At 62.2% G+C, this 13,174-nt stretch carries 13 protein-coding genes; 8 read left to right on the forward strand and 5 right to left on the reverse strand.

Annotated elements, in window-relative coordinates; genetic code table 11:
- From EPO09_RS12180 to EPO09_RS12195, 4 genes are all read right to left on the reverse strand, one after another.
- Positions 1–716: DHA2 family efflux MFS transporter permease subunit (locus EPO09_RS12180; RefSeq protein ID WP_290643457.1), on the reverse strand; the 716-nt coding region annotated here is incomplete at its 3' end.
- 88 nt (positions 717–804) lie between these two features.
- Positions 805–2,061 carry an efflux RND transporter periplasmic adaptor subunit gene (locus EPO09_RS12185; protein ID WP_290643435.1) on the reverse strand — a complete coding sequence of 419 codons (1,257 nt, stop codon included), beginning with the start codon at positions 2,059–2,061 and terminating at the stop codon, positions 805–807.
- On the reverse strand, positions 2,058–3,551 hold the full coding sequence (locus EPO09_RS12190) for an efflux transporter outer membrane subunit (RefSeq protein WP_290643437.1): 1,494 nt from the start codon (positions 3,549–3,551) through the stop codon (positions 2,058–2,060). The genes EPO09_RS12185 and EPO09_RS12190 overlap by 4 nt, the downstream gene beginning before the upstream one ends.
- Before the next feature lie 39 nt (positions 3,552–3,590).
- A complete protein-coding gene (locus EPO09_RS12195) occupies positions 3,591–4,139 on the reverse strand; it encodes a MarR family winged helix-turn-helix transcriptional regulator (RefSeq protein ID WP_290643439.1) in 549 nt (182 codons plus the stop codon).
- 75 nt (positions 4,140–4,214) lie between these two features.
- On the opposite strand from EPO09_RS12195, the gene EPO09_RS12200 reads away from it, so the two are divergent.
- The 6 genes from EPO09_RS12200 to EPO09_RS12225 all read left to right on the forward strand — a co-directional run bounded on the left by EPO09_RS12200 (position 4,215) and on the right by EPO09_RS12225 (position 10,416).
- On the forward strand, positions 4,215–6,047 hold the full coding sequence (locus EPO09_RS12200) for an ABC transporter transmembrane domain-containing protein (RefSeq protein WP_290643441.1): 1,833 nt from the start codon (positions 4,215–4,217) through the stop codon (positions 6,045–6,047).
- Between the two features lie 55 nt (positions 6,048–6,102).
- Complete coding sequence (locus EPO09_RS12205) at positions 6,103–6,792, forward strand: OmpA family protein (RefSeq protein WP_290643443.1); 690 nt, start codon at positions 6,103–6,105, stop codon at positions 6,790–6,792.
- 70 nt (positions 6,793–6,862) lie between these two features.
- The gene (locus EPO09_RS12210) at positions 6,863–7,693 is read left to right on the forward strand and encodes a thymidylate synthase (RefSeq protein ID WP_290643445.1); all 831 of its coding nucleotides are present in this window, start codon (positions 6,863–6,865) and stop codon (positions 7,691–7,693) included.
- Positions 7,694–7,717: 24 nt separating this feature from the next.
- Positions 7,718–8,209, forward strand: a complete 492-nt coding sequence (locus EPO09_RS12215; RefSeq protein ID WP_290643447.1) for a dihydrofolate reductase — start codon at positions 7,718–7,720, stop codon at positions 8,207–8,209.
- 126 nt (positions 8,210–8,335) lie between these two features.
- Entirely contained in the window at positions 8,336–9,757 is a 1,422-nt protein-coding gene (locus EPO09_RS12220; RefSeq protein WP_290643448.1) for a serine hydrolase, read from the forward strand.
- A gap of 80 nt (positions 9,758–9,837) precedes the next feature.
- Positions 9,838–10,416 (forward strand): DUF4337 domain-containing protein, encoded by a 579-nt coding sequence (locus EPO09_RS12225; RefSeq protein ID WP_290643451.1) that lies wholly within the window; start codon positions 9,838–9,840, stop codon positions 10,414–10,416.
- Between the two features lie 10 nt (positions 10,417–10,426).
- Here the strand turns inward: EPO09_RS12225 and EPO09_RS12230 are convergent, their stop codons facing one another.
- Entirely contained in the window at positions 10,427–11,305 is an 879-nt protein-coding gene (locus EPO09_RS12230) for a pirin family protein (RefSeq protein ID WP_290643453.1), read from the reverse strand.
- 248 nt (positions 11,306–11,553) lie between these two features.
- Between EPO09_RS12230 and EPO09_RS12235 the strand changes: the two genes are divergently transcribed.
- Both EPO09_RS12235 and EPO09_RS12240 read left to right on the forward strand, forming a co-directional pair.
- Complete coding sequence (locus EPO09_RS12235; RefSeq protein WP_290643455.1) at positions 11,554–12,858, forward strand: lipase family protein; 1,305 nt, start codon at positions 11,554–11,556, stop codon at positions 12,856–12,858.
- Between the two features lie 164 nt (positions 12,859–13,022).
- The coding region (locus EPO09_RS12240) for an endonuclease/exonuclease/phosphatase family protein (RefSeq protein WP_290643459.1) at positions 13,023–13,174 on the forward strand (152 nt) is incomplete at its 3' end.

Raw genomic sequence — 13,174 nt, forward strand, 5'->3', positions numbered from 1 at the left:
CGCAACTCCACCACAGGGTGGTCCTGCGTCAGCTCCCACACCACGAAGACGACGAAGCCGATCAGCGCCACCAGGCCCAGGATCACGATCTGGTTGCTTTCGAACCAGTCCAGCTCCTTGCCCTTGTCCAGCATGATCTGCAAGGCCCCAACCCACATCACGAGCAGCGACAAGCCCACCGTGTCGATCGGCAGCTTCTGCGTGGGCGTCTCGCGCTTGGCATAGATGCGCCAGGTCACCAGTGCCGCACCCAGCCCCACCGGGATGTTGATGTAGAAGATCCAGGGCCAGGACATGTTGTCCGTGATCCAGCCGCCCAGCAAGGGCCCCGTGACAGGCGCCACCAGCGTGGTCATGGCCCACATCGCCAAGGCCATCCCGGCCTTCGCAGGCGGATAACTGCTGAGCAACAAGGTTTGCGAGAGCGGGATCATGGGCCCGGCCACCAGGCCTTGCAGCACACGGAAACCGATCAGCATCTCCAGCGACGAAGCCAGGCCGCACATCCACGATGCCAGCACGAACAAGAGCACGCTCAGCGTGAACAGGCGCACCGCACCGAAGCGCTGCGTCAGCCAACCGGTGAGCGGCACTGAGATCGCGTTGGACACACCAAAGCTCGTGATCACCCAGGTGCCCTGCGTGGGGCTCACGCCCAGGTTGCCGGCAATCGCGGGCAAGGACACGTTGGCAATCGACGAGTCCAGCACATTCATGAAGGTGGCCAGCGACAAGGCCACCGTGCCCAGGATCAGGTCGCTGCCCTGCAGCGGCTTGTGCGCATGTGACGGCGCGGCACTCAATTCAGGCTCCCTTGCTCTCGGCGTGTGCAGCGGCGCCCACGTGAACCGTGCGGCCCAGGTTTTTCGAGATGATGCTGTCCACCAGCTTGTCCGCGTCCTTTTGCAGATCGTCGAACACGGTGGTCTGCGCCACGGCCTGTGTACGTTGAGCCTGAGCCAGAACCTGGCCGTCCTGCTTGGCCACGTCCACCTCCACTTCCATGGACAAGCCCACACGCAAAGGATGCGCCTTGACCTCATCGGCTTGCAGCGTCACGCGAACCGGTACGCGCTGCACGATCTTGATCCAGTTGCCCGTGGCGTTCTGAGCCGGCAGCAGCGCAAAAGCCGCACCCGTGCCAGCACCCAGGCCAGCCACCGTGCCGTGATAAACAACCTTCTGGCCGTACACATCAGCGGTCAAGATCGCGGGTTGGCCGATGCGCACACGCTGCAACTGGCTTTCCTTGAAGTTGGCGTCCACCCAGGGCTGATCCAGCGAGACCACCGTCATCAAGGGCGAACCGGCTGGCACACGCTGACCGACCTGCACACTGCGCTTGGCCACATAGCCATCAACCGGAGCCACCAGGGCCACGCGCTTGAGCGCCAGATAAGCCTCACGCACACGGGCCGCAGCGCGCTGCACATTGGGGTGCTGCTCGACCGACGTGCCATCCGTCAGGGACTGGTTGGAGGTCAGTTGCTCGCGTGCCGTGCTCAAGCCCGATTCAGCCGCAGCCAAAGCGCTGCGTGCCGCCACCAGTTGCGATTGCGCGTGGTTGAGCTCTTCCTTGCCCACCGCACCGCTGGCCAGCAAAGGTGCGCGGCGGTTCACATCGTCCTGCGCACGGGCCACTTCGTTTTGAGCCTTGGCCACATCGGCCTGGCGTGCCTGGATCTGCGATTGCAGGCTGCCGTTGTTGGCAAACAAGGTGCGCACTTCACGTACGGTCTGAGCCAGTTGCGCCTGCGCCTGATCCAGCGCCACTTGCGCATCGGCGGCATCCAGCTTCACCAGCAACTGCCCGGCCTTGACCATGTCCGTGTCATCGGCGTTGATGGCCAGCACGGTGCCCGCCACTTGCGGCGTGATCTGCACCACATTGGCCTGCACATAGGCGTTGTCCGTGTGCTCGTAGTGATTGGCCACCAGCGCGTAGTAGACGCCATAAGCGCCACCGCCCAGCAGCACCGCCAGCGCGATCGCGGTCAGCGCCTTCTTGCGTGCAGCTTGGGCGTTGTCGTTCGTAGTGACTTGATTGGGCTCGGTGCTCATGAACGGTCTCCAGCCGGTGTGGCGGCTTGCTTGTTGTCGGACGAAGCGGTAGGGGTGCCGGGCTGCGAAGCCTGCAAGCTGCCACCCAGGGCTTTGATCAGGTTGATCTGCGCATCCAATGCATGGGCCAGCAGATCGATGGCCTTGTGGCGCTGGGCCAGCACGGCGGTTTCCGCGCTCAGCACAGTCAAGTAGCCACCCAGGCCAGCCTGGTAGCGCTCTGTCGCCAGCTTGTAGGCGGCCTCAGCGCTTTGCTGGGCCAGCTTCTGATCCTGCCGCTGGCGGGCGGCTGATTGCAGCGTGGCGATCTGGTCGGCCACGTCCTGCACGGCTTGCAGCACGGTCTGGTTGTAGGTGGCCAGAGCCACATCCTCATCAGCCACCTTGCCCTGCAGATTGGCGACACGCTTGTCGGCATCAAACAAAGGCAAGTGGATGGCGGGCATCAAGCCCCACTGGAAGCTGGTGGGCTTGAGCAATTGCTCCAGGCCAATCGAGTTGTAGCCGGCATAGCTGACCAGGTCCACATTCGGATAGAACAAGGCGCGCGCCGAATCCACCTGATGGCCTGCCGCTTGTGCGCGCCACAAGGCAGCCATCACATCAGCGCGGCGAGCCAGCAGATCTGCCGGGATGTGATCGGGTGCCGGCAAGGGTTCGACCACATCCTTGACCAACAGGTTTTCCAGGGCTTGCGGAGACTGACCTGTCAGATAGGCCAAGGCATGGCGCATCTTGATGAGTTCTTCATCCCACGCTTCAATCTGCGCACGGGCATCGGGCAAAGCGCCCTCGCCTTGCTTCAACTCCACAGCGGTATCCAGGCCAGCTTGAACACGTTGGCGAATCAGCTTGAGCATCTCTTCGCGCTGCGCCAGCGTGCGCACGCTGATCTCGCGCTGGAACTGGGCGCGCCCCAGCTCCAGATAAGCACGCGCCACCTGCCATGACAACAGCAAGCCAGCTGTGTGCACATCCGCTTCGGCGGCTCGCTTCTGGCCGATCACCGATTCAATCTCGGCGCGCTGGCGGCCGAACAAGTCCAGCTCCCACGAGCTTTCCAGTTGCAAAGTGCCGGATGTCAGCGATGAGCCTGCAATGGGCGGCGGGTACATGCCATGGCGCGAAAACTTCTGGCGATCGACTTCAGCCTTGGCCTGAAGTTGTGGCTTGTCATTGCCACGCGTCAGGGATTCCAGCGCTTCGACACGACGCAAACGGGCTTGCGCCATCTGCATATTGGGGCTGTCGGCCAGGGCCTTGTCCACCAGGGCATTGAGTTGCGGGTCTTCGTAGGCTTCCCACCAGGCGGGCACCTTGGCGGCCACCACGGTCGCTTGCGCGCTTTGCACGCCCAGCTTGCCGGCATCCAGCGCATGCAAGGCAGGCTGAATGTCCTGATGGGTGGAACAAGCCGTCAGGCTGGCCAGGGCCAGCGCAGAAACAGGCATCAGCCATGCCTGGCGACGGCGTGAGAATCGATCAAACATGGGCACCACTCCGGCGGAAACTTCTCTTCTTGTTCAAACTCAAGCGTGACGCTCAGCCTCGGCGGCATCACGCAGGTTCTCGGCATTGGCCAGAATGCGGCGCAGCAAGACCATCAAGGTCTGCCACTCCTCCTGGGTGAAGCCGTCCAGCAAGGCATTGGAGACATTGCACAAAACACCGGGCACGGGCGCGATCGCGGCCTCACCCTCTTCGGTCAGGCTCAGGTGCACCACGCGGCGGTCTTCGGTAGAGCGCACGCGCTTGCACAGGCCCTTGGCCTCCAGGCGATCCAGCGTTCGTGTGAGCGCACCGGCATCCAGTTGCAGCTCGCGCGACAGGGCGGCCAAGGTGTTGCACTCGCCCTTGCTGATCATGAACATCGGCGTCCACTGCGCCTGGGTCATGCCGTGGCTGTCAAGCCGCTTGTCCACGACCCCCACCATCATCTGCACCACCCGGCGCATCAGATAGCCGAAGCTGTTTTCACGCTTCCAGCTGCCCTGAACATAGAACGGCGCGGTGGTATTCACCCCGCCAGGCTCAGGCGCCTTGGATGCCTTATCTGAAGTAGTTGACGAATCAGTCATGGTGTTAATTTAGTTGCCTACGCAAATATTGTCAAGGCATGATAATGGGACAAGTTTCACGAACAAGACCCCGACATGTCCAGCGCCACCAGCAGTCAGCCGCCCCAAGGCAAGTCCGTCCGATCACTTCAGGATCTCAAACCCTTCCTGCGCCCCTACAAGGCCCGCATCGCCATGGCCGGGGTGTTCCTGCTGCTCGCAGCGCTGACCACCCTGGTGCTGCCAATCGCCTTGCGCACCCTGATCGACCAGGGCATGGTCTCGGCCGATCCGGGCCAGCGCGTCATGGCCATGCGCGAGCATTTCCTCGCCTTGTTCGGTGTGGGCGTGGCGCTGGGCGTGTTCTCGGCATCGCGCTACTACTCGGTGACCTGGCTGGGTGAGCGCATCACAGCCAACATCAAAAGCGCCGTCTATGGCCACGTGCTCAAGCAGAGCCCGGAATTCTTCGAGACCACGCAAAGTGGCGAGATCCTCTCGCGCCTGACTGCCGATACCACGCTGATCCAGACCGTGGTGGGCACCAGCGTCTCCATGGGCTTGCGCAACGCCATCATGGCTGTGGGCGCCCTGACCATGCTGATCATCACCAACCCCTATGTGATGGCACAGGTGCTGGGCGGCCTGGTGCTGGTGGTGATGCCGGCCATCATCTACGGCCGGCGCGTGCGCAAACTGTCCCGCGCCAGCCAGGACCGCGTGGCAGACTCCAGCGCCATCGCCGCCGAGGTGCTCAACGCCGTGCCGGTGGTCCAGAGCTACACGGCTGAGGGGCGTGAAGCTCAACGCTTCGTGACCGCCACCGAAAGCGCCTTCAAAACGGGCGAGCGCCGCATCCGTGCGCGTGCCGTGCTCGTGGCCTTCATCATCAGCGCCACCACAGGTGCGCTGCTGTGGGGCCTGTACCAAGGCACGCAAGCCGTGATCGACGGCAAGATCACCGCCGGCCACATGGGCCAGACCGTGGTCTATGTGATCCTGCTGCTGAGCTCTGTGGCGGCCTTGTCAGAGGTCTATGGCGACATCCTGCGCGCGGCAGGTGCCACCGAGCGACTGATGGAGTTGCTCGCGGCCCAATCGCCCATTCAAGAGCCTGCGAAGCCCAAACCACTGCCGGCCCCCAAGAGTGGTTCACGCGTCAACCTGTCCGGCCTGCGCTTCAACTACCCATCCCGCCCCCATCAAACGGCGCTGGAAGACTTCAACCTGCTGGTCAACCCTGGCGAAACCATCGCCCTGGTCGGGCCCAGTGGCGCTGGCAAGAGCACGGTCTTCCAGTTGCTGCTGCGTTTCTATGATCCGCAATCCGGTCTCATTGAACTCGATGGCGAAAGCATCACGCAGCTGTCTTTGAGCGACCTGCGCCAACGCATCGGCATCGTTCCGCAAGACAGCACCATCTTCTCGACCACAGCATTGGAAAACATCCGCTATGGCTGCCCCGATGCAACGGATGAGCAAGTCATGAACGCCGCCAAGGCGGCTTACGCACACGACTTCATCACGGCCCTGCCAGAGGGCTACAACACCTTCCTGGGTGAACGCGGCGTGCGCCTGTCCGGCGGGCAGCGCCAGCGCATCAGCATTGCGCGCGCCATCCTCAAGAACGCGCCCCTGCTGCTGCTGGACGAGGCCACCAGCGCGCTCGACACAGAAAGCGAACGCGCCGTGCAGGCGGCACTGGAAGAGGCCATGAAGGACCGCACGACCTTGGTGATCGCCCACCGCCTGAGCACGGTGGTCAACGCCGACCGCATCGTGGTGCTGGAAGGTGGCCATATTGTGGATGTGGGTACCCATGCTGAACTGATGGCCCGCAATGGCTTGTACGCCAAACTCGCGGCCATGCAGTTCGACCAGATCGAGCCTGGCAACAACGACCAATCAACTCAAGCCCTGTCAGCCTGAACGGCTGATGCCGCGTTATCCCATTCATGCTCTCACGAGCGCTTTACCCAGACTCATGATCACCTTGAATTCCGCTCGCACCCTCACGATTTCAGCCCTCAGCTCGGCCATCCTGCTGACCGGTTGCGCCAACATGGATGAAACCCAGCGTGGCACCGCGCAAGGCGCTGGCATCGGCGCGCTGGCAGGCGCGGTCATCGGCCAGGTCGCGGGCAAGAATGCCGCGACGGGCGCGGTCATTGGCGGCATCGCTGGTGCAGTGGCCGGCAACGTGTGGTCCAAGCGCATGCAGGCCCAACGCGAAGCGATGGAGCAAGCCACACGCGGCACCGACGTCGAAGTGACCCGCACGCAAGACAACCAGCTCAAGGTCAACATCCCCAACGACGTGTCCTTCGCCACGGGCAGCGCGGCCATCAAGCCTGAACTGCGCTCGGTGCTGGAAACCTTCGCCAATGGCCTGAGCAAGGACAGCAATGGCATGCACGTGCGCATCGTTGGCCACACGGACAGCAAGGGCTCGGACGCCGTGAACAACCCCCTGTCCAAAGAACGTGCCGACAGCGTCAAGGACTTCCTGACCGACCGTGGCGTGCCCGCCAGCCGCATTGAAACTGCAGGCCGCGGCGAGCGCGAACCGATCGCTAGCAACGAAACCGCAGAAGGCCGCGCCAAAAACCGCCGCGTGGAAATTTTCTTGCGCGAACCCGAGCAGGCTTCCGCACAGCAACCCGCGACGCGCTGACCTGACTCAGGCCTTGACCAACAGCCGGGCGATAATCCCGGCTGTTTCGCTTTTCCGAGGTGACCAGCCCGTGACCCGCCCCGTTCGCAGCCAATACGAAGACTTCATGCGCCTCGTCCACACGACAGGCGTGCTCAAGACCGACCGCACGGGCACCGGCACGCGCAGCGTGTTCGGCCACCAGATGCGCTTTGACCTGAGCGAAGGCTTTCCGCTGGTCACGACCAAGAAGGTCCACCTCAAGTCCATCATCGTGGAACTGCTGTGGTTCCTGCGTGGCGACAACAACGTCAAGTGGCTGCAAGAACGCGGCGTCAGCATCTGGGACGAATGGGCCCGTGAAGACGGCTCGCTCGGCCCCGTGTATGGCGTGCAATGGCGTAGCTGGCCCAAGCCCGATGGCGGCCATGTCGACCAGATCAGTGATGTGGTCAAGCAACTCAAGACCTCGCCTGATTCGCGTCGCATCATCGTGAGCGCCTGGAACCCCGGCCAGATCGACCAAATGGCGCTGCCCCCTTGCCACGCCTTCTTCCAGTTCTATGTGGCGCCGGCGCAGACCGAAGGCGGCAAAGGCAAGCTGAGCTGCCAGCTCTATCAGCGCAGTGCCGACATCTTCCTGGGCGTGCCCTTCAACATCGCCAGCTATGCGCTGCTGACCCACATGATGGCCCAGCAATGTGATCTGGATGTGGGCGACTTCATCTGGACGGGCGGCGACTGCCACATCTACAGCAACCACACAGAGCAAGTCGAGCTGCAACTCAGCCGCACGCCACACCCCTACCCGCTGCTCAACATCAAGCGCAAGCCTGCCTCGATCTTCGGCTATGAGTACGAAGACTTCGAAGTGCTGGAATACGAACACCACCCCGCCATCAAAGCCCCTGTGGCCGTCTGATCCAGCGAGCGAGACCACGCACACATGACCACGCTCAGCCTGATCGCCGCCGTCGCCCGCAATGGCGCCATCGGTAAAGACAACGCCCTGCTGTGGCGCCTGTCGGAAGACCTGCAGTTCTTCAAGCGCACAACGATGGGCTGCCCGGTCATCATGGGCCGCAAGACCTATGACTCCATCGGCCGCGCCCTGCCAGGCCGGCGCAACATCGTCATCACGCGCAATGCCGCGTGGTCGGCACCCGGCATTGACAGCGCACCTTCGCTGCAAGCGGCACTCGCCATGCTGGACGCATCGGTCGACAAGGCCTTCGTGATCGGTGGCGCCCAGATCTACACGGAGGCCCTGCCTCTCGTTCAAGAGATCGTGCTGACCGAGATCGACAAGGACTTCGAAGGCGACGCCTTCTTCCCCGCTTGGGACAAGACCGCGTTCAAGGAAGTTGCGCGCGATGTGCACCACGCGCCAGCGCCCAACGACTTCGACTACGCCTTCGTGAGCTACCGCCGGGCCTGATCCCCCGAACAAGCGGAACTGCTGGCGACATCCCTGGGTAAGTGCCCGGATACGTTTTTGAAACGCGCAGATAAATTCTGCCCGCGTAACGCTATCCGAACACACCCATTAGAGGAGACGCCTGCCATGCACACCAACCGTGTCACCCATCGCCGAGCCAGTCAACTGGCGCTGGCATGCCTGTCTGCACTCGCCGTACAAGGCGCGCAAGCGAACCTGATCGACGACATCCCGGCCGGCACCGGCTACGCCGCGCTCGAAATCTGCACCCGCAGCATGCAAAGCCAGGATGACTACCTGCGTGTGCGCTGGTATTACACGGTGCCCGTGGTTCAGCCTCTGCCCGCGATCTGGATGGTGGACTACCTGCCTGGCATCAAGGTCAATGTGCGCAGCTGGGTGCCGCTGATCAGCAACCCGCGCACAGCCATCTACCGCAAGGGCCTGGGTTGCACCATCGTGCCGCCAGGCACCACGGAAGCGGCCGTGCGTGCCCAGCCGTTCAAGGCCGTGGACACGCTGCCCGCATCCAATCAAGCCTGGCCAACGGGCGAAGGCGCAGCAGACGGCAGTGGCCTAAGCGCCAGCCAGATCGCGCTGCTCAAGAGCCGTGGCGACCAGATCTTCAGCGAATCCACCACCCAAGTCAGCCAGAAGAAAAACGCCCTCGCGTTTCTGGTGGCCTACAAAGGCCGCCTGATCCACGAACGCTATGCCAAGGACTACAACCGCGAACAGCCGCAACTGGGCTGGTCCATGAGCAAGTCCCTCACGGCCTTGATCGCCGGCACCATGGCCACCGACGGCCGCATGAACCTGGACTCGCCTGTTGGCTTGCCGCAATGGGCTGGCAGCGCCAAGGCCGCGATCACCTGGAAGCAGTTGCTCAACATGGCCCCAGGGCTGACCTGGACCGAGGGCTACACCGGCTCAGGCGACACCACCGACATGCTGTTCTCGCAAGCCGACGAAGGCAGTTGGGCCGCCGATCACACGCTGACCAGCACGCCCGGTACGGTGTTCAACTACTCCACCGGCACGCCCAACATCGCCATGCTGCGCATGAAGCAGTTGCTGGGTGGCTCACATCAGGCGATCTACAACTACTACCAGCAGCGCCTGCTGGCACCACTGGGCATCCGCAACGCCATCATCGAACCTGATGCGTCTGGCACACCCGTGGGTGGTGCGCGCGGCGTCCTGCGCCCCATCGACTGGCTGCGCCTGGGCCAACTGGTCAGCCAGGGTGGCCAATGGCGTGGCCAGACCGTGATCAACGCCGACACCATGAAGTTCCTGGTGGCCCCCTCACCAGCCAATGCTGGCTATGGCGGCTTCATCTGGCGCCAACCCACCGATGAAATCCCCAGCGACCTCGCTGCCCGCCTGCCCGCTGACACCGTGATCTTCTGGGGCCACCTGGGCCAGTTCACCGTGATCGTGCCCAGCAAGCAACTGGTGATGGTGCGCATGGGCGTGTCGCTCGACATGGACACCACCAAGCGCGACGTGTTCGGCACCGTGGCGGATCTGGTCGAGCAGCTGTAACGCAAGCCTTGATGCAGCTTTCGTGATGAGAAATCAAGAGAGAATACCGCTCCCGCTTCTCATCACGAAGGATCTCGCCCATGTCTGATCACGGCTTTCACGTCCACGGCCCGCACGACCACGCGCTGGAACACGGCGCCCAACATGAACCCGAAGGCATGGCTGGGCAACTGGCCGTGATCACCGCCGTGCTGGCCACGGTGGGCGCGCTGTTTTCCTACATGGGCGGCGCCACACAGGCCAATGCCGGCCTGGACAAGAACAACGCTGCCATCAAGAAGACGGAAGCATCCAACCAATGGAACTACTACCAGTCCAAGAGCAGCAAGCAAGGCCTGGCTGAACTGGCGGCTGCGCTGGTGACGGACGAAAGCAAGCGCGAGTTCTACAAGAAGGAAGTCGACCGCTACAAGACCGAGAAGGTCGACATCCAGAAGAAAGCCGAAGAGCTGGAAGCCGAATCCAAAGAGTGGGATGAAAAGAGTGAAGCCCAGATGCATGAGCATCATCGCTGGGCTCAGGCCACCACAGTCCTTCAGGTTTCCATTGCTTTGGCCGCCATTGCCTTGCTGACCAAACGTCGCTGGATGGAATGGGGTACCGTCAGCCTGGGTGTGACTGGCATCGCGATTGGCACCCTGGCCTGGTTCCACATCTGAGATCAAGGCTTCAAGCCAGACGGCCGGCCTTGAAATCGGCCACGGCCTGGAAGATTTCCTCATTGCTGTTCATCACGAAAGGCCCGTACTGAGCGATGGGCTCATTGAGAGGCTGACCTGCGATCAGCAAGGCCTTGGTCTGCCCTTGCGCCTGCAGGATCACGCCGTCGTGATCAGCTTGATTCTTGAAGATGGCCATGCGCTGCACGGGCACGGTTGTCTCGCCGATGCTCAGTGCCCCCTGGTAGACGTACACGAAAGCGTTGTGCGCTATCGGCAAGCTCTGCGCAAACTGCGCCCCATCGGGCAGATGCAGATCCAGATACAAGGGCTGAGTGGCTTCGCGCTGCATCGCCCCCTGCACGCCATGGCTCTCGCCCGCAATGACGCGCACCGCCACACCCGCATCGGTTCTGAACTCGGGAATCTCAGCGCTCTGGATATCGCGATACCAGGGTGCACTCATCTTGTCTTTGGCCGGCAGATTCAGCCATAGCTGAAAGCCCTCCATGCGCCCTTCTTCCTGCTCCGGCAACTCGGAGTGGATGATGCCGCGCCCTGCCGTCATCCACTGCACACCACCGTTTTGCAGCAAGCCCTCATGGCCCGCACTGTCACGATGGCGCATGCGCCCGGCGATCATGTAGGTGACCGTCTCGAAACCTCGATGCGGATGGTCGGGAAAGCCGCCGATGTAGTCGTCAGGATTGTCGGTACCGAACGCATCCAGCATCAAATAGGGATCCAGCCTGCGCTGCAAGGCTTGCGTCAGTACCCGAGTGAGCTTGACGCCTGCGCCATCTGAAGTGGCCTGACCAACGATCAGGCGCTCAAGATCACGAGGCTGTGTGACGGCGACGGAGGGACGAACGGTGAGCGAACTAGTCATGAAGAACTCCTGACTTGCATCGTACATGCCTGCCCTGCCTTGGACGCTGACGGCTCAAACCAACACCTGAGCTGACAGGGACACCACCGGCCCCTTGATCACAGGGCGGTGAATACCCTGGATCTGCGTCTTACAGCAAAACCGCCGCGTACCTCGCCAAAACGCATCCATCCCACCTGCCCAGAATCTGAGCCATGACGGCAGCGCCGTGCATCCACATCACCCCAGGCAAACAGGAGAAGAAGACCATGCAACTGAACGCTCTCAAAGCAGCCGTGGCTGGCGCATTCATGATGCTCGGCATGTCGAGCATGGCCGCCACTGCGCCGGCTCCGGATCCCTTCTATCAGTACACGGACAGCACCCCACTGTCCAGCATTCAACCTGGCACCGTCCTCAAGACCCGCACGGTGCAATATCGCATCATGGGCCTGCCCCTGCCTCTGAAGGCCGTGCAACTGCTGTATCGATCGACCGATGCACTGTCTCGCCCCTCAGTGAACGTCACGACGGTCATCAAGCCCAACTGCCTGTTGTGCCTGAACCGGAACAAGGTGATCTCCTACCAGTCGCTCTACGATTCGCTGAACCCTGACGATTCGCCATCACGTGCCATTGCCGGTGGCAGGCGACTGACCGATATCGTGCCCGGGTTCGAGACCGTCCTGTTTGCGCCCTTCCTGATCCAGGGCTACACCATCATCGTGCCAGACACGGAAGGCCAGACTGCCAACTTCGCCGTGGGCCCCGTGGAGGGCTACAACACGCTCGACTCCCTTCGTGCCGCCATGCGTTCGCCAGACACAGGCATCAATGGCGATGCCAAGGTGGCCATGGTCGGTTACTCAGGCGGCTCCATTGGCACCGAGTGGGCAGCTGAACTGGCGCCAGGCTATGCCCCTGAACTCAAGAAGAACCTGATCGGCGCGGCCTTCGGCGGCGCCCTGGTTTATCCCGAGCACAACCTGGGTTACATCGAAGGCAGGCCCATGTGGGGCGGCGTAGCGGGCATGGCCTTCATTGGCATTGCACGGGCCTACGACCTGGACATCACCAAATACCTCAGCGACAAAGGCCTGGCTGTCTACGACAAGATGCGCAACCAGTCCATCATCAACGTGCTCTTCCAATACCCTGACTTCTATTGGAAGGACATCGTCAAGCCCGAGTACTGGAACCGCGCCGCGATACCTGAATACGTCCGCAACTCGAACAAGCTGATCATGGGCACGGGCGGCACGCCCAACATCCCGCTTCTCATTGTTCAAGGCACCGCTGGCGAAGTGGAAGCAACGCCCGCCTCACCCGTCTATGGCAAGGGCGACGGCGTCATGCTGGCCGGTGATGTCCGCACACTGGCACGTCAATACTGCGCCAAGGGCGTGCCGGTTCTGCACAAGGAATACGCCTTGAGCCACTTCGGCACCTCAACGACCTGGCTGGCCAAGACGGTGACCTGGGTCAACGACCGATTCAGCGGCAAGACCCCGCAGCAGAATTGCGCTGACATCGAACCAGGCAACTCACTCGAGCCCATGGTCTACGCACCCTGATCACCTGATCTCTCATCAGCCAGCTTGAGTACGGGATGTTCAGCCTGCGAAGGCCTCGCAGGTTGCGCATCCCTTCTTGTTTGCGTGCGCAACAGCGAGGGACATGAGCGCAAAGCCCGATCAGGCGTCAAAATGCAGGCCAGTCACCGCCTGATCTACACAACATGAAGCTCGCCACCTGGAACGTCAACTCGCTGTCTGTTCGCCTGCCCCAATTGCTGGACTGGTTGGCCGCCAACCCGGTCGATGCGCTGGTGCTGCAGGAAACCAAACTCACAGACGACAAGTTCCCCCATGCTGATCTGGAAGCTGCTGG

Origin of the sequence: Aquabacterium sp. (genome assembly GCF_004297345.1) — a bacterium.
Lineage (GTDB): Bacteria > Pseudomonadota > Gammaproteobacteria > Burkholderiales > Burkholderiaceae_C > Aquabacterium.

Coding starts and splice junctions, on each gene's coding strand:
- EPO09_RS12190 (WP_290643437.1), bottom strand. CDS start 3,551: ATGTTTGATCGATTCTCACGCCGTCGCCAGGCATGGCTGATGCCTGTT.
- EPO09_RS12195 (WP_290643439.1), bottom strand. CDS start 4,139: ATGACTGATTCGTCAACTACTTCAGATAAGGCATCCAAGGCGCCTGAG.
- EPO09_RS12220 (WP_290643448.1), top strand. CDS start 8,336: ATGCACACCAACCGTGTCACCCATCGCCGAGCCAGTCAACTGGCGCTG.
- EPO09_RS12230 (WP_290643453.1), bottom strand. CDS start 11,305: ATGACTAGTTCGCTCACCGTTCGTCCCTCCGTCGCCGTCACACAGCCT.
- EPO09_RS12200 (WP_290643441.1), top strand. CDS start 4,215: ATGTCCAGCGCCACCAGCAGTCAGCCGCCCCAAGGCAAGTCCGTCCGA.
- EPO09_RS12225 (WP_290643451.1), top strand. CDS start 9,838: ATGTCTGATCACGGCTTTCACGTCCACGGCCCGCACGACCACGCGCTG.
- EPO09_RS12205 (WP_290643443.1), top strand. CDS start 6,103: ATGATCACCTTGAATTCCGCTCGCACCCTCACGATTTCAGCCCTCAGC.
- EPO09_RS12215 (WP_290643447.1), top strand. CDS start 7,718: ATGACCACGCTCAGCCTGATCGCCGCCGTCGCCCGCAATGGCGCCATC.
- EPO09_RS12235 (WP_290643455.1), top strand. CDS start 11,554: ATGCAACTGAACGCTCTCAAAGCAGCCGTGGCTGGCGCATTCATGATG.
- EPO09_RS12185 (WP_290643435.1), bottom strand. CDS start 2,061: ATGAGCACCGAGCCCAATCAAGTCACTACGAACGACAACGCCCAAGCT.